This is a genomic window from Pseudomonas sp. RA_5y_Pfl1_P24 (assembly GCF_963970945.1).
Taxonomy (GTDB): Bacteria; Pseudomonadota; Gammaproteobacteria; order Pseudomonadales; family Pseudomonadaceae; genus Aquipseudomonas; species Aquipseudomonas tritici.
In genome coordinates this window covers 17161-36743 of record NZ_CAXAOJ010000009.1, presented here as the reverse complement: position 1 = coordinate 36743, position 19583 = coordinate 17161, and the positions used below count along the sequence as shown (strand labels likewise).

The 19583-nt window shown below is 60.5% G+C and carries 21 protein-coding genes; 13 read left to right on the top strand and 8 right to left on the bottom strand.

Features of this window, described 5'->3' with window-relative positions; translation table 11 throughout:
* Positions 1 to 25 precede the first annotated feature (25 nt).
* Positions 26 to 1123 (bottom strand): carboxynorspermidine decarboxylase, encoded by a 1098-nt coding sequence (locus AACY30_RS16690; RefSeq protein ID WP_339540748.1) that lies wholly within the window; start codon positions 1121 to 1123, stop codon positions 26 to 28.
* 262 nt (positions 1124 to 1385) lie between these two features.
* Here AACY30_RS16690 and AACY30_RS16685 point away from each other — a divergent pair, with 262 nt between their 5' ends.
* The 7 genes from AACY30_RS16685 (at position 1386) to AACY30_RS16655 (ending at position 8331) form a co-directional block, all read left to right on the top strand.
* Positions 1386 to 2405, top strand: a complete 1020-nt coding sequence (locus AACY30_RS16685) for a LacI family DNA-binding transcriptional regulator (RefSeq protein WP_339436936.1) — start codon at positions 1386 to 1388, stop codon at positions 2403 to 2405.
* The gene (locus tag AACY30_RS16680) at positions 2389 to 3393 is read left to right on the top strand and encodes an ABC transporter substrate-binding protein (protein WP_339436935.1); all 1005 of its coding nucleotides are present in this window, start codon (positions 2389 to 2391) and stop codon (positions 3391 to 3393) included. Before AACY30_RS16685 ends, AACY30_RS16680 begins: the two co-directional genes overlap by 17 nt.
* Complete coding sequence (locus AACY30_RS16675) at positions 3394 to 4212, top strand: ABC transporter permease (RefSeq protein WP_339436934.1); 819 nt, start codon at positions 3394 to 3396, stop codon at positions 4210 to 4212.
* The gene (locus tag AACY30_RS16670) at positions 4209 to 5003 is read left to right on the top strand and encodes an ABC transporter permease (protein WP_339428500.1); all 795 of its coding nucleotides are present in this window, start codon (positions 4209 to 4211) and stop codon (positions 5001 to 5003) included. The genes AACY30_RS16675 and AACY30_RS16670 overlap by 4 nt, the downstream gene beginning before the upstream one ends.
* Positions 5000 to 6031, top strand: coding sequence for an ABC transporter ATP-binding protein (locus AACY30_RS16665; RefSeq protein WP_339468707.1), 1032 nt, complete (start codon positions 5000 to 5002; stop codon positions 6029 to 6031). The genes AACY30_RS16670 and AACY30_RS16665 overlap by 4 nt, the downstream gene beginning before the upstream one ends.
* Before the next feature lie 9 nt (positions 6032 to 6040).
* A complete protein-coding gene (locus AACY30_RS16660) occupies positions 6041 to 6874 on the top strand; it encodes a phosphodiesterase (protein ID WP_339540747.1) in 834 nt (277 codons plus the stop codon).
* A gap of 137 nt (positions 6875 to 7011) precedes the next feature.
* Complete coding sequence (locus tag AACY30_RS16655; protein ID WP_339540746.1) at positions 7012 to 8331, top strand: OprD family porin; 1320 nt, start codon at positions 7012 to 7014, stop codon at positions 8329 to 8331.
* 173 nt (positions 8332 to 8504) lie between these two features.
* Here the strand turns inward: AACY30_RS16655 and AACY30_RS16650 are convergent, their stop codons facing one another.
* Entirely contained in the window at positions 8505 to 8963 is a 459-nt protein-coding gene (locus AACY30_RS16650; RefSeq protein ID WP_339540745.1) for a GNAT family N-acetyltransferase, read from the bottom strand.
* Positions 8960 to 9346 (bottom strand): GFA family protein, encoded by a 387-nt coding sequence (locus AACY30_RS16645; protein WP_339540744.1) that lies wholly within the window; start codon positions 9344 to 9346, stop codon positions 8960 to 8962. Before AACY30_RS16645 ends, AACY30_RS16650 begins: the two co-directional genes overlap by 4 nt.
* 194 nt (positions 9347 to 9540) lie before the next feature.
* Here AACY30_RS16645 and metE point away from each other — a divergent pair, with 194 nt between their 5' ends.
* Complete coding sequence (metE, locus tag AACY30_RS16640; protein WP_339540743.1) at positions 9541 to 11829, top strand: 5-methyltetrahydropteroyltriglutamate--homocysteine S-methyltransferase; 2289 nt, start codon at positions 9541 to 9543, stop codon at positions 11827 to 11829.
* A 48-nt stretch (positions 11830 to 11877) separates the two neighbouring features.
* On the opposite strand, the gene AACY30_RS16635 is transcribed toward metE, so the two are convergent.
* Complete coding sequence (locus AACY30_RS16635; protein WP_339540742.1) at positions 11878 to 13032, bottom strand: DUF1624 domain-containing protein; 1155 nt, start codon at positions 13030 to 13032, stop codon at positions 11878 to 11880.
* 146 nt (positions 13033 to 13178) lie between these two features.
* Here AACY30_RS16635 and AACY30_RS16630 point away from each other — a divergent pair, with 146 nt between their 5' ends.
* Both AACY30_RS16630 and yfcF read left to right on the top strand, forming a co-directional pair.
* Entirely contained in the window at positions 13179 to 13715 is a 537-nt protein-coding gene (locus AACY30_RS16630; protein WP_339540741.1) for a DUF924 family protein, read from the top strand.
* 96 nt (positions 13716 to 13811) lie between these two features.
* Complete coding sequence (yfcF, locus tag AACY30_RS16625) at positions 13812 to 14444, top strand: glutathione transferase (protein ID WP_339540740.1); 633 nt, start codon at positions 13812 to 13814, stop codon at positions 14442 to 14444.
* Here the strand turns inward: yfcF and AACY30_RS16620 are convergent.
* A complete protein-coding gene (locus AACY30_RS16620) occupies positions 14419 to 14691 on the bottom strand; it encodes a hypothetical protein (RefSeq protein WP_339468700.1) in 273 nt (90 codons plus the stop codon). The genes yfcF and AACY30_RS16620 overlap by 26 nt on opposite strands.
* A 131-nt stretch (positions 14692 to 14822) precedes the next feature.
* Between AACY30_RS16620 and AACY30_RS16615 the strand changes: the two genes are divergently transcribed.
* Together AACY30_RS16615 and AACY30_RS16610 are read left to right on the top strand one after the other, a co-directional pair.
* Positions 14823 to 15458, top strand: a complete 636-nt coding sequence (locus AACY30_RS16615; RefSeq protein ID WP_339540739.1) for an ATPase — start codon at positions 14823 to 14825, stop codon at positions 15456 to 15458.
* Positions 15459 to 15492: 34 nt separating this feature from the next.
* Complete coding sequence (locus AACY30_RS16610) at positions 15493 to 15834, top strand: hypothetical protein (protein WP_339540738.1); 342 nt, start codon at positions 15493 to 15495, stop codon at positions 15832 to 15834.
* Positions 15835 to 15891: 57 nt separating this feature from the next.
* Here AACY30_RS16610 and AACY30_RS16605 read toward each other — a convergent pair whose 3' ends face one another.
* Together AACY30_RS16605 and AACY30_RS16600 are read right to left on the bottom strand one after the other, a co-directional pair.
* Positions 15892 to 16638 (bottom strand): creatininase family protein, encoded by a 747-nt coding sequence (locus AACY30_RS16605; protein ID WP_339540737.1) that lies wholly within the window; start codon positions 16636 to 16638, stop codon positions 15892 to 15894.
* 32 nt (positions 16639 to 16670) lie between these two features.
* Positions 16671 to 17384, bottom strand: coding sequence for a murein L,D-transpeptidase catalytic domain family protein (locus AACY30_RS16600; RefSeq protein ID WP_339540736.1), 714 nt, complete (start codon positions 17382 to 17384; stop codon positions 16671 to 16673).
* A gap of 40 nt (positions 17385 to 17424) precedes the next feature.
* Here AACY30_RS16600 and AACY30_RS16595 point away from each other — a divergent pair, with 40 nt between their 5' ends.
* The gene (locus AACY30_RS16595; protein ID WP_339468695.1) at positions 17425 to 19020 is read left to right on the top strand and encodes a L,D-transpeptidase family protein; all 1596 of its coding nucleotides are present in this window, start codon (positions 17425 to 17427) and stop codon (positions 19018 to 19020) included.
* Positions 19021 to 19032: 12 nt separating this feature from the next.
* On the opposite strand, the gene AACY30_RS16590 is transcribed toward AACY30_RS16595, so the two are convergent.
* Entirely contained in the window at positions 19033 to 19551 is a 519-nt protein-coding gene (locus tag AACY30_RS16590; protein ID WP_339540735.1) for an AAA family ATPase, read from the bottom strand.
* Positions 19552 to 19583 lie beyond the last annotated feature (32 nt).

Sequence of the window (19583 nt, the reverse complement as noted above, 5' to 3'; positions counted from 1 at the left end):
CTTTATCTCTCCTTTATCCGCCAGCTTACGAAAGGCTGGACAGGTAGTCGTCGTAACCAAATTCACGAACCACTTCGACTGTACCGTCGAGTTGTTTCACTACGATGGACGGCATTTTCAGGCCGTTGAACCAGTTTTTCTTGACCATGGTGTAGCCCGCGGTGTCGATGAACGACAGCCGATCGCCGATGGCCAGCGGACGATCAAATTGATACTCGCCGAAGATGTCCCCGGCCAGGCAGGATTTGCCGCACACCATGACGGTGTGTTCACCCTCGCTCGGTGCCAGCTTGGCGTTGAGGCGATAGATCAGCAGGTCCAGCAGGTGGGCTTCGATGGAGCTGTCTACCACGGCGAGGTTTTTGCCGTTGTAGAGGGTGTCGAGCACGGTCACTTCCAGGGAGGCGCTGTTGGTGATTGCCGCTTCGCCCGGTTCCAGGTAGACCTGCACGCCGTACTTCTCGGAGAACGCCTTCAAGCGCGCGCAGAACGCGTCCACGGCATAGTCTTCTCCGGTGAAATGGATGCCGCCGCCAAGGCTGACCCACTCGACCTTGTGCAGCAGCGCGCCGAAGCGTTCTTCGATGGTGCCGAGCATTTTGTCGAACAGGCTGAAATCGCCGTTCTCGCAGTTGTTGTGGAACATGAAGCCGGAGATCTGATCAATGACGCCTTCGATCTTCACCGGGTCCCATTCGCCGAGGCGGCTAAACGGGCGCGCCGGGTCGGCCAGGAGGTAGTCGGAGCTGCTCACCTGCGGGTTCACGCGCAGGCCACGGGTCTTGCCTTCGGAACGTTCGGCAAAGCGCTGCAGCTGGCTGATCGAGTTGAAGATGATCTTATCGCAGTTGTCCAGCATCTCTTCGATTTCATCGTCGGCCCAGGCCACGCTGTAGGCGTGCGCTTCACCTTCGAATTTCTGGCGGCCGAGCTTCAATTCATACAACGACGACGAGGTGGTGCCGTCCATGTACTGCTGCATCAGGTCGAACACCGACCAGGTGGCAAAGCACTTGAGCGCCAGCAACGCCTTGGCGCCGGACTGCTCGCGCACATAAGCAATCTTCTGCATGTTGACCAGAAGTTTCTGTTTATCGATGAGGTAGTACGGCGTTTTGATCATTTTTGAGAGCCTGCGGCGGTGCCTGCCAAAAAAGGACACGCATTGTGCCCGCACTTGGATCAGATCGAAAGGTTAGTGGGCGGAATTTGCTGCCCTTGGTTTTCAATAATACCTGCGGAGTATGACCATCTATGGGCATACCCCACATTTTGATCTGTGTATAGCAAGTCAGGTGCCATCAAACTGTCATCTCCTTACCGCCGGAATGCCACATTCTCCCGGTACTGTCCTCGCCAATGAGATCGATCTCAAGCGAGTAACCATGACTGACCTGAAAGACGTTGCGCGCCTGGCTGGCGTATCCCGCGCCACCGCCGCCCGCACTTTTGCTTCCCCCGACCAGGTGCGCCCGGCGACGCGTGAGCAGGTGTTTGCCGCCGCCCGCGAGCTGGGCTTTCGTCCTAATCTGCTGGGTCGCCAATTGCGCCTGCAAACCACCCAGTTGATCGGTGTGGTGGTGCCCAACCTGCTCAACCCGGTGTTCGCTGAACAGTTCCAGGCCATGGAGCGCGCGGCACGTTCGCGCGGCTACAGCCTGTTGCTGGCGACCACCGACTACAGCAGCGAGCGCGAAAGCATTGTGGTGGAAGAGTTGCTCCGCCAGCGCGTCGACGGCCTGGTGCTGACGGTCACCGATGCCGAAAGCAACGTCGTGCTCAGTAGCCTGAACACCGAGAAAACCCCGTTCGTATTGGCCTATCACCAACCGAGCAACCCCAATTACAGCGCGGTGTCGGTCGACAACCGGGCCGGCATGGCCATGGCCACGCGGTATTTGCTCGAAGCCGGGCACCGGCGCATCAGCATGGTCGCCGGCCCCGCGTTGCAATCGGACCGCGCTCGCCTGCGCTATGCCGGCTACTGCGATGCCATGCAGGAATACGGCCTCAAGAGCCGTCCGGTGATCGAAATGCCGGCCCACACCCAGGCTGAATTCGCCGCCATCGAACCTTTCCTCCACGGCGACGATGCACCCACCGCCTTGGTGTGCTCCAACGATTTCCTGGCGATCAGCCTGATCGCCGAACTGCGTCGCAACGCCTGGAACGTGCCCCAACAGCTTTCGGTGATGGGCTTCGACGGCATCAGCCTCGGCACCCAGATGCACCCGACCCTGTGCAGCGTGGTGCAGCCCATTGCGCTGTTGGCCAGCACCGTGATTGACCAACTGCTGGCGCAAATCGCCGGCAATGCTCCGACGTCCCATTGCCTGCCTTGCCATATACGGCCTGGCGAAAGTACTCAACCCTACGAGGAGACCCTTGATGCGCGCACTCAGTAAAACCCTGGCAGCCCTGTTGCTGTGCGGTGCGGCCAGCGTGGCCCAGGCCGCCGAAACCGCGATCTGCTACAACTGCCCGCCGGACTGGGCCGATTGGGGCACCCAGCTCAAGGCCATCGCCGCCAGCACCGGCGTGCAGGTGCCGCTGGACAACAAGAACTCCGGCCAGTCCTTGGCGCAGTTGGTAGCCGAAAAAGCCGCACCGGTCGCCGATGTCGTCTACTACGGCGTGACCTTCGGCCTGCAGGCGCAAAAAGCCGGCGTGGTCGACACTTACAAACCCAAGGCCTGGGAGCAGATTCCCGCTGGCCTGAAAGACCCGGCCGGGCATTGGTTCGCGATCCACTCCGGCACCTTGGGCATCATGGTCAATGTCGACGCGCTCGGTGGTTTGCCGGTGCCGCAAAGCTGGGCTGACCTGCTCAAACCGGAATACAAAGGCATGGTCGGTTACCTTGACCCGTCCAGTGCTTTCGTCGGCTACGTGTCGGCAGTGGCGATCAACCGCGCCATGGGCGGCGACCTGGACAACTTTGCCCCGGCCATCGATTACTTCCAGAAGCTCGCGAAAAACGCCCCCATCGTGCCCAAGCAAACCGCCTATGCGCGGGTGCTGTCCGGCGAATTGCCGATCCTGGTGGACTACGACTTCAACGCCTACCGCGCGCGCTACAAAGACAACGCCAACGTCGCCTTCGTGATTCCGAAAGAAGGCAGCATCAGCGTGCCCTACGTGATGAGCCTGGTCGCCAATGCACCACACCGCGCCAATGCCGAAAAAGTCCTCGACTTCGTGCTGTCGGACGAAGGCCAGGCGCTTTGGGCCAAGGCCTACTTGCGCCCAGTGCGGCCAATGAAAATGCCGGCTGACGTGGCCGCGCAGTTCCTCCCGGACAGCGACTACGCCCGTGCCGGTGTGGTGGACTACGAAAAAATGGCCGCTGTGCAGGAAGCCTTCGCTGCCCGATACCTTAACGAGGTCAAGTAAGTGGCCGCATCGGCAAGACATGCAGCCTGGGCGCTGGCCCCGGCTTTTGCAGTACTGCTCGCGTTCTGGTTGTTGCCGCTGGCACACCTGATGATGCTTGGCGCCGAGAGCCGCGACAGCAGTGGCAGCGGCTATTGGCAGGTGCTCAGCAGCGCGCAGTACCTGGGCAGCCTTGGGCAAACCCTGATCCTGGCGGTGGTGGTGACGTTGGTCGCGTTAGTGATCGGCGGCATCAGCGGCGTATTCCTCGCCCGACAGCAGTTCTTCGGGCGCTCGGCGCTGGTGGCGTTGCTCACTTTTCCTTTGGCCTTTCCCGGCGTGGTGGTGGGCTTTCTGGTGATTCTGTTGGCAGGGCGCCAAGGTCTGTTTGCCGCCCTGGGCCTGCAACTGGCCGGTGAACGTTGGATCTTCGCCTACTCGTTGGCGGGGCTGTTTGTGGGCTACCTGTACTTCTCGATTCCGCGAGTAATTCTCACGGTAATGGCCGCCTGCGAAAGCCTCGACCGCAGCCTGGAGGAGGCCGCGCATTCACTGGGCGCAGGGCACTGGCGCGTGGTCTGCGACGTGATCGTGCCCGGTTTGGCACCCGCGTTGGCGTCCTGTGGGGCGATCTGCTTTGCCACGTCCATGGGCGCTTTCGGCACCGCCTTTACCTTGGGCACGCGGCTCAATGTCACCCCGGTGGCGATCTACAATGTATTCACCAACTACGCCAATTTTGCCGTCGCCGCTGCGCTGTCGGTGGTACTCGGTGCGGTGACCTGGGCGGTGTTGCTGCTCACGCGACGCCTGGTGAAAAACGCGGGGACGGTGCTGTGAAACGCTCATCGCTGTTTGTGATTCAACTGCTGTTCACCCTGCTGGTGTGTGCCTTCATGCTGGTGCCGGTGCTGATGTCGTTGCTGGCCGGGCTGACCCGCAACTTTTTCGTGGGTGTGTCCAGTGGCTTGACCTTCGATTGGGTTATTCAGGTGTGGCAGGCCTATTCGCCGACTGTGTGGCTGTCGCTGCAGTTGGCCTTGGCCTGCGCGGTGTGCGTCTGTGTCATCGGTGTGCCGGCAGCCTACGCCTTGGTGCGCATGAACAACCGCTTCAGCCGCGCCTTCGAAGAGTTGATGGTGCTGCCGGTGGCCATGCCCGGCCTGGCGAGTGCGCTGGCCTTGCTGCTGACCTACGGCCAGTTCGGCAGCTTTCGCAGCAGTTGGCTGTTCATCCTCGTCGGCCATGTGCTGTTCACTTTGCCGTTCCTGGTACGCCCGGTGATGGCGGTGATGCAGCGTCAGCAATTGCCGGTGCTGGAGGAGGCGGCGGCCAGCCTAGGTGCGGGGCCGATCAAGCGCTTTTTCAGCGTGGTGGTGCCCAACTGCCGGGCGGGGATTCTGGCGGGTGTGCTGATGGTGGTCACCTTGTCCCTGGGTGAATTCAACCTGACCTGGATGCTGCACACGCCGATGACCAAAACCTTGCCCGTCGGCCTGGCCGACAGCTACGCCTCGGCGCGTCTGGAAATCGCCAGCGCCTACACCCTTATCTTTTTGCTGATGATCGTGCCGCTGCTGATTGCACTGCAGGCCATCAGTGCCCGTTTGTCCCGTGGAGAGCGTCGATGACCGCTATCACTATCTGCCTGCAAGGTTGTCGCAAGGCGTTCGCCGATGGCACCGTGGCCGTGCATGACTTGAACCTGACCGTCGAAGGCGGCGAAACCCTGGCGATCCTTGGCCCGTCCGGCTGTGGCAAAACCACCACGCTGCGCCTGATTGCCGGCTTGGAGCGCCCGGATGTGGGCCAGGTGTTTTTCGGTGACCAGAACGTGACCCGCCTGCCCATCGAGCGGCGCGATGTGGGTATGGTGTTTCAGAACTATGCGCTGTTTCCCAACTTGGATGTGGCGGGCAATATCGTCTACGGCCTGAAAATTCGCGGCATGTCGGCACCGGAGCGCAACAAGCGTTGTGAAGAACTGCTGGAACTGGTGGGTTTGCAGAACCACGGCAAGCGCAGCATCCATGAACTCTCCGGCGGTCAGCGTCAGCGCGTGGCCTTGGCCCGTGCGTTGGCGCCGCGCCCCAAGGTTTTATTGCTGGATGAACCTCTGGCGGCGCTGGACGCGCAACTGCGCGAACGCCTGCGCAGCGAGTTGAATGAACTGCTGCGCGGGCTCGGCATTACGTCGGTGTTCGTCACCCACGACCAGGGTGAAGCCATGGCCCTGGGCGATCGCATCCTGGTGATGGAACACGGTCGCGTCGCCCAGTTGGCCAGCCCACGGGACATCTACCAGAAACCGGCCAACGCCTTCGTCGCGGGTTTTGTCGGCAACCTCAATGCGTTCGCGGTGATTGAGCCGTCGGCCCATGGCTTGAAAGTCTGCGGCGGCGAGTTGCCGTGGCACGAAGCCAACCTGCCGGGCACGGTCTACTGCCGCCCCGAACACCTGCGGGTGATGGAGGGCGAGGGGCACCTGCACGGCCATCTGCTGGCGCAGTTTTTCCAGGGCGCGCAAAGCCGCCTGTTGGTGGATGTCGGCGGCCCGCAACCGCTGTTGGTCGACAGCAGCGACAACCAGCTGTACGCCGTTGGCGCGCCGATTTCCCTGGCGGTTGCGCCGCACATGTTGTTCACCCTGAATGCTTGAGAATCTATTGTGAATCGTCCGTTTCTCGTCGCGCAGATCAGCGACTTGCACCTCAAAGCCGGCCAGCGCCTGACTTACGGCGTCGTGGATACCCTGGGTGCGTTGCGCCGCGCCGTCGACCACTTGAACGCCAGCCACCCACGGCCCGATATCGTGGTGATCAGCGGTGACTTGGTGGACTTCGGTCGCGCCGATGAATACGCCGTGCTGCACCCCGAACTCGCACGCCTGCACATGCCCTGCTACCTGGTGCCTGGCAACCATGACACACGCGGGCCATTGCTGGAGGCGTTCCGTGACCATCCTTATTTGCCAATGTCGGCAGATGGCCCGTTGGACTGGGTGGTGGACGAGTATCCGCTGCGCCTGATCGGCCTCGACTCCACCATTCCCGGTGGCCATGGCGGGCAGTTGCTGGACAGCCAATTGCAGTGGCTCGATGAGCAACTGGCGCGGCGTCCTGGTGCACCCACCTTGCTGATCCTGCATCACCCGCCGTTCATCAGCGGCATCGGCCATATGGACCGGGAACCCTTCATCAACGCCGCCGGCCTGGAGCAGGTCGTCGCACGCCATCCGCAAGTGGAGCGGCTGTTGTGCGGGCATCTGCATCGGCCGATGCAGCGACGTTTCGGCGGCAGCTTGAGTTGTGTGTGTCCCGGCACGTCTCACCAGATCGTGCTGGATTTGCAAGAAGCGGCGCCCGCGCATTTCAACCTGGAGCCGGCGGGCTATTTGTTGCATCGCTGGGAGGCGCAACAAGGTTTGATCAGCCATAACGGCGTGTTCGGGGACTACCCGGGGCCGTACCCGTTTTATGACGCTCATGGATTGATTGACTGAGGTTTTACGGAGGTTCACTTCGCGCAACTAAGTCGTAAACGTTAGTTAACGCACCGGCCAACCCGAGTTTGTCCGCGTGCTTCCTGCTGCCCATTATTTGCGCCCGGAACTTGGATTCCGCGCCGGAGTTCGTCCTGATGAAAGCCACTTTGAATATATTAAGCGTATTGACCGGCGGCCTGGGCATTGCCCTGAGCCCCTTGGCTTCGGCTGATTTCTTGAGTGACAGTAAAGCCAACGTGAGCATGCGCAACTTCTACTTCAACAACGACAACCGTGACGGCGCCGCCGCACCGTCGAAGACTGAAGAGTGGGGCCAGGCGTTTATCCTCAACTATCAGTCAGGCTTTACCGATGGCACTGTGGGGTTTGGCCTGGATGCGGTCGGCATGCTCGCCCTGACCCTCGACAGCGGCGCCGGCCGCCATGTGGGCAGCTCGATGTTCCCCAACGACGACGGTAAGGCCGCCGATAGCTGGAGCCGTGGCGGTGCCACCGCTAAGGCGCGTTTTGCCAAGACCGAGGCGCGCTACGGTTACCTGCGGCCGAACCTGCCGATCCTGGTGAGCAACGACGGGCGCCTGTTACCGCAGTCGTTCGAAGGCGGGCAAATGACCAGCAAGGACATCGACAACCTGACCCTGGTCGGCGGCCAACTGCAACACACCACCGGTCGAGGCTCCAGTGATCGCAGCGGCCTGGCCGCGGCGGGTGGCACTCAGGAAAGCAATAAATTCAACTATGCCGGTGCCGACTACCAAGTAACCAAGGACCTGATGGTCCAGTACTACTACGCCAACCTTGAGGATTATTACCAACAACACTTTGCCGGGCTGATCCACGTGTTACCGCTCGGCGAATACGGCTCGCTGAAGACTGACCTGCGTTACTTCAAGACCACGTCTGACGGCAAAAACAGCACCGTCGCCGGTCGTGCCGAAGGCTACAAACTTGGCGGTTATACCAAGAACGGCACCGGTGAAATCGACAACAACACCTGGAGCGCGGCGTTCATCTATTCTCTGGGCCCACACGCGATTACTGCCGGTTACCAGCAAGTCTCGGACGACAGCAACTTCGCCCAACTCAACCAGGGCGGTTTGGTGAATAAAGGGGAGGGTGGTTCCAGCCTGTACCTCTACACCGACCGCACCGTGCAGACCTTCATCCAGGCCGGTGAGCGCACGGCGTTTGCGCAATATGCCTATGACTTCGCTTCGCTCGGGGTGCCTGGCTTGAAGGCGTCGCTGATGTACTTGAAGGGCGAGCATATCCTCACCACCAGCGGTAATGACGCGAGCGAGTGGGAGCGGGATATTGCCCTGGATTACGTGGTGCAGAGCGGTACGTTCAAGAACGTTGGGTTTGGCTGGCGTAATGGGGTTTCGCGCAGCGAGGTCGCACGGGATCAGGACCAGAATCGGCTGTTCGTGAGTTATTCGATTCCATTGATGTAAACACCTTCCAAACACCGCGAAACCCAATGTGGGAGCCGTCGAGCCCCAGCGAGGCCGCGATGACGGTGGCACTGCCGATAGAGATGCCGCCTGACATACCGCCATCGCAGCCTCGCTGAAGCTCGACAACTCCCGCAGTTTAATCTGAAGGCGCAACGTAGACTGTGCCCGTCTCAGTCGCCCTTCAGTGCCTTTGCGTGCGTTGCCGTGTCATCCGCCACTTGGTGAAAGCCACAGCGAAGATAAAACGCTGCGGCTTCGGGTGTATCAGTCGACAGGCGAACCGATTGGAACTGCGCGCGGGCATGTTCCAGCAGCTGTTGCACCAGTGCTTTTCCGACATTGCGACCGCGTATGGCGGGCGCAACGTAAATGCGACGGAGTCGTCCCGTACCTGAAGGTGCATAGGGGTCACAGTTAAGGCCGCCGATTGCAACCAGTTGCCCTTCACGAAATACGCCCAACAGGCACTCGCCCGGTTGGTCGAATTGGTTGGCGTGGTCGTCCCACTCGGTAATCAGGCGCGTCAGGAATCTGAAACCTTCAGCGAAGGCCTGCGCTTCCAGCACGCGGATTTGCTCTGGAAGGTGTTCCAGTTTGCGTATCGAGAACTCTCCGTTGAGCTGACTCACAGGAGCTGTCCGCGAAGCCAAGGAGCCTTGGAGTCGGTGCAACTGTGCACCTGGTTCTCTGCAGTGAAAGATGTATCGAGAGTGCCCAGCGCAATCGAAATCCACTCTGGGTACTGCCCTTTGGCGTCGCTCCAGAACAGTGATGATCCGCATGCTGAACAGAACTGGCGAGTAATACCCGGTGACGACTCATAACTTTTCAGCGCGTCCCGCAAAGCAATGATAGTCACGGCTGATTGGGGTGCGCTGGCATATGTGGCGAACGCTGCACCATGACTTTTCTGGCACGTTTTGCAGTGGCAGTGGGTGACGGCCTTGAGTGATGTCGAGATCTGATAGGTGACGGCGCCGCAGAGGCAACTGCCTTGAGTCGTTGCATCCATGTGGGTTCTCTTCCTGTCGGTGCCGGCACGATAACCTGAAAAAACCTCAACTCAAATGTGAGGGCCGCCCGCTCACTACCTATCGAGGCTCAACATGAGCAAATCTTGTGATCATCTCGAATAAAATGAGTTTGTCTCACTATCTGCATCTGCCGACAATGGCTCCATAAATATTGACATTGGAGTTGTAAGTCATGGCAGTCGCTCATTCCCTGGGTTTTCCGCGCATTGGACGCGATCGTGAATTGAAAAAAGCGCAGGAAGCGTTCTGGAAGGGCGAACTCGACGAAGCCGGCCTGCGCGCCGTTGGCCGTGACCTGCGCAAGACCCACTGGGACTTGCAAAAACAGGCCGGCATTGAACTGCTGCCAGCCGGTGACTTCGCCTGGTACGACCAGGTACTGACCCACTCACTGATGTTCGGTGTGATCCCGGAGCGGTTCCGCCCGGCGGATGGCAACGCCACGTTGCAGACCCTGTTCGGCATGGCCCGTGGTGTCAGCGACAGCTGCTGCGGCGGTGCCCACGCCCAGGAAATGACCAAGTGGTTCGATACCAATTACCACTATCTGGTGCCTGAATTCAGTGCGGATCAGCAGTTTCACTTGGGCTGGGAGCAACTGTTCGAAGAAGTCCAGGAAGCCCGCGAACTGGGCCACAACGTCAAGCCGGTGGTGATCGGCCCGCTGACTTACCTGTGGCTAGGCAAGGCCAAGGGCGGCGACTTCGACAAGCTCGATTTGCTTGACCGTTTGCTGCCGCTGTACGGCCAGATCTTCCAGCGCCTGGCAGAACTGGGCGTGGAGTGGGTACAGATCGACGAGCCGATCCTGGTGCTGGACCTGCCGCAGGATTGGAAAAACGCCTTTGAACGTGCCTACAACCAGATCCAGCGCGACCCGTTGAAAAAGCTGGTGGCGACTTACTTCGGTGGCCTGGAAGAGAACCTCGGTTTGGCCGCCAACTTGCCGGTGGATGGCCTGCACATCGACCTGGTGCGTGCGCCGGACCAGTACCCGACCATCCTCGACCGCCTGCCGGCGTATAAGGTGCTGTCCCTGGGCGTGGTCAACGGCCGTAACGTCTGGCGTTGCGACCTGGAAAAGGCCTTGGCTACCTTGCAGCACGCCCATGAGAAACTGGGTGATCGTTTGTGGGTTGCGCCGTCCTGTTCCTTGTTGCACAGCCCGGTGGATGTGGGCCGTGAAGACAAATTAGATACTGAGCTGAAAAGCTGGCTGGCGTTTGCCGTGCAGAAGTGCGCTGAAGTCGCCGTGTTGGCACGTGCGGTCGACGCGCCAGAAGCGCCAAGCGTACTGGCGGCCCTGGCTGAGAGCCGCACCGTACAAGCGGCCCGCGCCGCGTCGCCGCGTATCCACAAACCTGCGGTGCAAGCCCGTGTGGCTGCGATCACCGCCAAGGACAGCCGGCGCCCGTCACTGTTTGCCCAGCGCATCGAGAAGCAACGTGCCGGCCTCAAACTGCCGCTGTTCCCGACCACCACCATCGGTTCGTTCCCGCAGACCGCGTCGATTCGCCTGGCGCGTCAGTCGTACAAGGCTGGAAAACTGAGCGAAGCCGAATACGTCGAAGCCATGCACAGCGAGATCAAGCACGCCGTGGAGGTGCAGGAAAACCTCGGCCTGGACGTGCTGGTGCACGGTGAAGCCGAGCGTAACGACATGGTCGAGTACTTCGCCGAACAACTGGACGGCTATGCATTCACCCGCTTCGGCTGGGTGCAGAGCTATGGTTCGCGCTGCGTGAAACCGGCGGTGATTGTGGGCGACTTGAGCCGCCCGAAAGCCATGACCGTCGAATGGATACGCTACGCCCAAGGCCTGACAGGCAAGGTGATGAAGGGCATGCTGACCGGCCCGGTGACGATGCTGATGTGGTCGTTCCCCCGCGAAGACGTGAGCCGTGAAGCGCAGGCCCGTCAATTGGCCCTCGCCATTCGTGATGAAGTGGTGGACCTGGAAGCCGCCGGTATCAAGATCGTGCAGATCGACGAAGCCGCATTCCGCGAAGGCCTGCCGCTACGCCAGGCGCAGTGGCAGTTTTATCTGAATTGGGCCACCGAAGTATTCCGCCTGTGCGCCTCGGGTGTGCGTGACGAAACCCAGATCCACACCCACATGTGCTACAGCGAATTCAACGATGTGATCGAAAGCATCGCGGCGATGGATGCTGACGTGATCACCATCGAGACTTCACGTTCGGATATGGCGTTGCTGGATGCGTTTGAAGCCTTCGCTTATCCGAATGACATTGGGCCGGGCGTGTATGACATCCACTCGCCGCGCGTGCCGGATGCTTCGGAGATGGCCAATCTGTTGCGCAAGGCGGCGAAGCGGATTCCGGCGGAGCGGTTGTGGGTGAACCCGGATTGTGGGTTGAAGACGCGAGGTTGGCCGGAGACGGAAGCGGCATTGATCCACCTGGTGACGGCAGCCCGTCAACTGCGCGCCGAACTGGCCTGATTCCTGAGTCAAACACAGTCAAAAATGTGGGAGCGGGCCTGCGTCAGGTCAGAGGTATTTGAGCCAGGCCAGGTCCCGGCGTCGCGCTTTTAGCCCGGCGAACCAGCGCACTGGCAGGTAGAGCGCCAGGGGCAACAACAGCGCCATTAGCCATATCGCGCCCATGCCGTCGAACCCAAAGTAGTTGCCATGGTTCAGGCCAAACAACGCCACACACGTGACATACAGCACTTTCAATACATACAGATGCAGTAAATAAAAGAACATCGGCGCAGCCCCGAACGTGGCGAGCACGCCAATCCAGCGTTTCTGCCCCGCACGTTCGAACGCCAGCAACAGCAACAACCCAATCCCCAACGTCAGCGCCAAAAACAACAGCGATGGCGGGTACTTGGTGACGTTGAAAAAGCTCATCAACATCTGCACGCCACTGTCATACGCCTGCCAGGGCTTCTCGCCATAGCCATTGGCCGTGCGCAATACCACAACCCCCCCCAACGCACCCACACCGCCCAACAACAGATAACGTCGGCGAAACGCCGGCTGCATGCCATTGGCAAACAGCGGGCCCAAGCTGTAACCCAGGGCAATCACACCGATCCACGGCAGCACCGGATAAGTGGTGCGCAGTCGCAGCGAGTCGCCCACTTCGATCCAGTTGCGCTCATGCAGGATTGTCCACGGAATATGCAACGCCGAACCCGCATCGAAATGCAGCCCATCCAGCAGGTTGTGCCCGGCAATGATCACCACCGCCACCCCGATCAACAGCGGGCGCGGCAACCAGACCAGCGCGGCCAGGGCGATCATGCTCACGCCAATCGCCCAGATCACCTGCATATAGATCACGCTGGGCGGCAGCTGGAAGGTCCAGGCGAAGTTGACCAAGGTAAATTCCAGTACCACCAAGAACAGCCCGCGCTTGAACAGGAACGCCGAGACATCGCGGCGGCCCTGGTATTTCTGGCCGTATAGCCAGGCCGACAACCCCGTGAGCAATACAAACACTGGCGCGCACAGGTGGGCGAGGGTGCGGCTGATAAACAGTGCGGGCTCGGTGCTGTCGATGGTCATCGGGTCGCTGACCTGTCGGTGCAGCAGGAAGGTTTCGCGCACGTGGTCCAGCAGCATGAACAGGATCACCAGGCCGCGCAGGGCGTCGATGGAAAGCAGGCGTTGGCGTAGCGGAACAGCATCGGTCATGGGCGGGGTCACAGGGAGGGGTGGAAATTTGGCGTTATCTTATAACATTAATCCGCGCGTTGCCGCGATTCGTTGCTCCCACATTGATCCTTGGCGTCCTATGGATTCTGGTACCTTCAGCGAAATCGCTGTGTAGGCCCCTCACCATGACTACCCCACAATCCGTCATCGACTTCTGGAAACAGGCCGGCCCCAAACGCTGGTTCGCCAAGGACGACGCCTTCGACGCCACGTTCCGCGACACCTTCCATGCCGCCCACCTGCAAGCCGCCCGCCGCGAACTGGAAAGCTGGCTGGACTCGGCCCAGGGCGCGCTGGCGCTGCTGATCCTGCTCGACCAATACCCACGCAATACCTTTCGTGGCACCGCGCACATGTTCGCCACCGACCCGCTGGCGCGGTTGTATGCCGAGCGCATGGTGGACGCTGGGCTGGACCAGCAGATCGACCCGGCGTTGCGTGCGTTCTGCTATCTGCCGTTCGAACATTCGGAGGACCCGGCGGATCAGCAGCGCTCTCTGATCCTGAACCAGCAACTGGACGCCAGCACCTACCATTGGGCCAAGGAACACGCTGAGATTATTCAGCGCTTCGGGCGCTTTCCCCATCGTAATGAGGTGTTGGCCCGGCAGACTACGGATGAGGAACGTGCATTTCTGGACAGGGGCGGGTTTTCCGGTTAGCCCGGTATTCCGCCGAGGAATGCCCCCATAAAAACAGCGCATTGTCTTTCTCGTCGTACATCTCGTAGCGTGGAGTTCCATTCAAGGAGAGCCGTTATGAGCCAGCGTCCGTTGCGCCTGTATGTTGATCATGTGTACACCAGCCCTTACGCGATGTCGGTGTTCGTGGCCTTGAAGGAAAAGGGCCTGGCGTTCGATACGCTCACCCTCGACCTGGACGCGGCGCAGAATCAGACAGCCGACTTCGCCCAACTGTCGCTGACCCAGCGCGTGCCGACCCTGGTAGAGGGTGATTTTGTGCTGTCGGAGTCTTCGGCGATCACGGAGTACCTTGAACAGGCTTACCCCGAAACGCCGGTATACCCGGCCGACCCCAAGCAGCGGGCGAGGGCGCGGCAGGTGCAGGCGTGGCTGCGCAGCGATTTGCTGACGATTCGCCAGGAGCGTTCGACGATGGTGGTGTTCTATGGGCAGAAAATGCCACCCCTTTCATCCGTGGCTGAAGCTGGCGCTGCGAAGTTGATCAGTGCGGCACAAACGCTGTTGGCAGGTAACCCGGCGTACCTGTTCGGCGAGTGGTCGATTGCGGACGTAGACCTGGCGGTAATGCTCAACCGCCTGATCCTCAACGGCGACAGCGTGCCCGCCGAACTGGTGGATTACGCGCAGCGCCAGTGGCAGCGGCCATCCGTACAGGCGTGGGTCAATCAACAACGCCCTGCACTGTAGAGCGTTCAGTGATGTGCAAGACGCGGCGGTCGAGGTCTTCCCAGTCGGCCATGCCCAGTACCCGCGTGGTATTCAAACCACGCAGGTAACCGCGTAGTTGCTGGGCGCTGGCCGTGACTTGTCCAGCATCCGCCGCGTCATCCTGCAGTACGTTTTCATAGTCGGCCAGGTAATCGGCGACCCGCTCGCGAAACTCCGGCAGGACGGCTTCGCGGATGCGGTCGAAGGTTTTCTGGTGGGGCTTCATGGCGTGGTCCTTATAGGTTTTATCAGTGCACTATCGGTTCAGATAATAGTCACCATCACGGATCGCAAGTTCTGTTTTTGCAGGAAAAGCGGAAAATCCCCCCATCGAGACGCTGTTCAAGGAAATGCGTGATGAGGACATTTATTCAGCTTGTTTTAATGATGCTGATGCTTGGCGCGGTCGCCGTGAACAACGTCGCACTCGCCGATGATAGCCATTTGCTACCTGTCGTCATTAGCGTAGACTCCCTGCGGCACACGCAATCGGTAGGTGTGTTGTTGAGCGATAACACCCGCGACAACCTCAGCTACCTTGAACGCTATCACGACATGGCCTTGAATGGCGCCAAGGATGCCCTCGACGTGCGTATCCGCCAGGCGTTCGTCAACAGTTCCGACCCGGAATTGGCCATTGATTGGTTGATGAACTCGCTGCAAGGCAGTTTTTTGTCGGTGACTGTCTACGACAACCTGGATGCCCTGGTGCAGGCTCACCCCGATGTGGTCGTGATGCTCGATACCCATAACCAACTGTTGACCCAGCGTAATGACCAGGTCGAGGCGCGTTTTATTGCGCGGTTCTATGACGCGAACCTGCACTACATCGCCAAGGCCGAAGGTTCGGTGCACAAGCAGGTGCCATCGGTGTGGGTACGTGACAAGGCCGCGCCAGAGATTGCCGCGCAGATCGAGCGGCCGCGCGATGTGCAACTGGATGCCTTGAAGCAGTTCGATGCGTCGCTCAAGGCATTAGTCCGTGCGGGTTGATGTGAACCATTATTTTTATAGGCAGGAATTTTTCATGCGCTTTTCTTTCGCCCCGGGCTTGGCCTTTGCTTCCCTGTTGCTGGCCGGTTGTGTTTCTGCTCCCAACGCACCAACGCTGACCCTGCAAACCAGCAAGACCCCCGAGGCTTATGTGCAATGTGTGTTGCCCAAGCTGGCAAAGCACGGGATTACCGCCACCGTGACACAGGGCTCGCGCCACGCCAGCGTGTTGTTGACCAGTAAGATTGCCGCTGACGATGTACTGGAAGCCTACAAGTCCCAGGAGGGCGCCAAGGTGTTCTTGTATGAACGCAAGCCGCTGGCGTCGACGATTACGCCGTCGCGGTTGGAGCTGGCTGCACAGGAATGTAAGTAACACACGATCCCTGTAGGTGCTGGCGAGCCAGCGCCCACAGTTGGATGTGTGTAGGGCTTAAGGTTTGGCTTCGTTGCTGAAGTTGTTGACCGTCTTGATCAGCCCTTGAGCCGCCAGCGCCACCAATTCCCCCCCTTTCTCTACCGTCGCCAGCGCTGGGTCCGAGCCCATGCGCCCATCTGGGAAACGCGCGCGGAAGTCCAGCGCTTCGCGGATCGGCCCGGTGTTGGCGATTTGCGGCGAGTAGTCGGCAGTCTTGATCGAGTCCGGGTACGCCCACTGCGTCACCGCGATCTCCGATGGCGTGGCATGGCTGCCATGGCCCACTGGAAATTGGCGCTGAGCCAGCTCACTCACGCCTTCCAGGTCCCACCAGTTCACCAGTTTCAACGCAAAACCGGCCGGGCGGCGGGCGAAGCTCGCTTCGGCGTACAGCTCGGAAAACGCCGCTTCAATCGTGGCGATATTGCCGCCATGGCCGTTCAGGAACAGGATCTTCTCGAAACCATGCCCGGCCAGCGAACGCACCCAGTCGCCAATTGCGGCCATGAAGGTGCAAGGGCGCAGCGAAATGGTACCGGGGAAGCCCAGGTGGTGCTGGGCCATGCCGATATTGAAGGTCGGGCCGATGAGGATGTCGGCATTCTTTTGCGCCTCATGGGCGATGATTTCCGGGCACATCCAGTCGGTACCGAGCAGGCCGGTGGGGCCGTGCTGCTCGTTGGAACCGATGGGGATCACCACCGTGCGGCTGCGCTCCAGAAACTGCCCGATCTCGATCCAGGTGGATTGGTGTAGAAGCATTCGACGCTCTCTTTTTTATCTATGGGGACAGGCTATCCGCCACGGATTGTACGACTACTCGCCACCTGTTGGGGTTTGCAATTGAGGTACGTCGAGGACTTCAACCAGCGCTGGTCGGGGTACCACGAAAACATGAACTGCCCATCCTTGAGTTTATCCACCACTTGGCGCGCCACCTGAGGGCGCACGGCCGGGCAACCCTGGCTGCGGCCGATACGGCCTTCGCGCTTGCTCCACAACGGGCTCACGTAGTCGGCGGCATGAATCACGATGGCGCGGTCGCGGGCCTGGTCATTGAAGCCCGGCTCCAGGCCATCCATGCGCAGTGAGTAACCGTGGGTGCCCAAGTAACTCTCCTGGGTGCGGAACAGGCCCAGGCTGGATTGGTGACTGCCTTCCAGGTTGGAGAACTGCGTGGCGAAGTTCTCCCCGGATTTGGCGCCATGGGCCACCAGGTCGCGCAGCACCAGGGTCTTCTTGCGCAAATCGAAGATCCACAGCCGACGGGCGGTCGAGGGCTGGGAGTAATCAATGACGGCCAGGCGATCGGAACGTTCCTCGCCGTTATTGACCGCGCACTGCACCGCGTTCAGGGCGCTTTTCAAGACAGTGGGATTGAGTTCTGGAGCCGAGCGCGCAAGGCTGCTATACAAGGAAAGAGAAATCCCATTGGCGGCGAGCGCAAAATTGCTCAACGTAACCAAGGGCATGGCGATCAGGCCGAGGCGGCAAAGAAAATTCAACATCTACAGTACATTCCCCCGCTGTGGATTGGAGCTAAGACAATTGTTCAAAAAACACGCATGTTACTTGAGCATTTGCCTGCTCGTTGCACCATTGGTCGCGACAGCCGACGCGCTACCGGTTGAGCCGTTGCCGGTGACCACGCCGGCGCCGGTCGATCTGGCGCCCGTGCAGCAGGCGTTGGCGCAACTGCTCAGTGTCTGCCCAGGCCTGGCGGCGCAGATCGATGCCGTCGGCCAACTGCGCCTGCAAGCCTTCTACCAACAAGAGGGCAATGCGCCGTTGTGGTCCGCCGAAGATCGCCGCCAAGCCTTGCACACCCAACTGCAAATGCTCGCCGATGACGGCCTGAACCCCACCCACTATAGCTTGCCTTCGGCGCACGCCACGGCCAATGTGCTGTGCAGCGATATCAGTATCAGTCAAAGCTACCTGCAAGCGCTGCAGGATCTGCACTACGGGCGCCTGCAGCAATCGCGCTTCGAACCGTTGTGGCATTCCCAACCGCCCACCCGCGATCCCAACATCGAAGTGCTGGCCTTTGCCGCCACCGGCCTGCAAGACATGGCCCAGGCGTTTGACCAGGCTCGCCCCAGCGCGGACCTCTACCGCAGCCTGCGTAACGCCTATGCCACTGTGCGCCAGCAGCCGTTGCCCCATTGGGACCCGGTCGCCAGCGGCCCACTCTTGCGCCCCGGCATGGAAGACCCACGCGTGCCGGAACTGGCGCGACGCCTGATCAGTGGCGGCTACCTGGCCAACGCCTCCAGCGGCAAGCAGTACAACGACGAGCTGGTCAAGGCGGTCAAGGCCTTCCAGCTTAGCCATTCGTTGCAGGCTGACGGCGTGATCGGCGCCGGCACCTTGGCTGAACTGAATATCAGCCCGGCGATCCGTCGCGAACAACTGCGCATCAACCTTGAACGCTTCCGCTGGCTGTCCCAGGACCTGGAACCTGAAGGCGTGCTTGTCAACGTCGCCGCCGCGCAACTGAGCGTGTACCAGAGCGGCATCCCGGTGTGGCAAACCCGCCTGCAAGTGGGTCGCGCCGAACGTCAGACGCCACTGCTCAAATCGCGCATCACGCGGCTGACGCTCAACCCCACCTGGACCATCCCGCCCACCATCATGCGCGAGGACAAGCTCCCGGCCATCCGCCTCAACCCCGAATACCTGCGCCAGCAAAACCTGCAAGTGCTCGACGCTGAAGGCCACCCGCTGGCACCGGAGCAAATTGATTGGGCACGCCCCGGCAATATCCTGCTGCGCCAGGAAGCCGGCCCGCGCAACCCGCTGGGCAAGATTGTGATGCGCTTTACCAACCCGTTTTCGGTGTACCTGCATGACACGCCCAGCCAGCCACTGTTTACCAAAGGGCCGCGGGCGTTCAGCTCGGGCTGTGTGCGGGTCGAGCAACCGTTGGTGCTCAGGGATTTATTGGTAAGCCCGGCCGAACGCGCCCGCACGGATGAGCTGCTGGCGACCGGCGTGACCCATGAGTTCAGGTTGGCCACACCGGTGCCGGTGCTGTTGGGCTACTGGACGGTCGAGGTCGACCGCCAGGGTGGGTTGGTATACGCGCCGGATATTTATGCGCGGGACCTGGTGTTGATAAAGGCTATGGGGAGTGTGCTCTGAGGGGCCCGCTCACTACAAAGACTCTTCTGCCATAGAAGTGAGACTTGTCAAAATCATTGCAGTTGCCTGATCTGGTGCCATGAAGGCGGTGTCGACCGTCAGCGGTGCTTCATTCCAATCTTCGTACTCATGCACCAGAACCGACGCCCAGGTTGGAGGCACCAGGCCGGCAATGTCCCCCGCACGGGCTTCTACCCGCCGTTGATGTTCCAGCCTGTCTGAGCAAATCACCCTGACATCCAGCAACGCCCGCTCTGCCGTTGCCGCCACGGTCTTCCACGCCTCCCGACTTTCCTCGACCGGGTTCACGCAGTCGGCTACCACGGTGTGACCCAAGCGTAGATTGCTCAACGCCAGCGCATTCGCCACGCCATAGCCGCTGGTGCCCACATCGCTCGACAACACACCCGCCTCGCGGATCGCCTGTTCAATCACGTCGATGCGCAGGTACACCGCGCCGATCTGGCGCGCCAATGCCTGGGCAATCGTGGTTTTGCCGGTGCCGGGCAGTCCGCTGAAGACAATTAACATGCGTTGCTCTCGATGGGGTTGGGCCCGTTCAG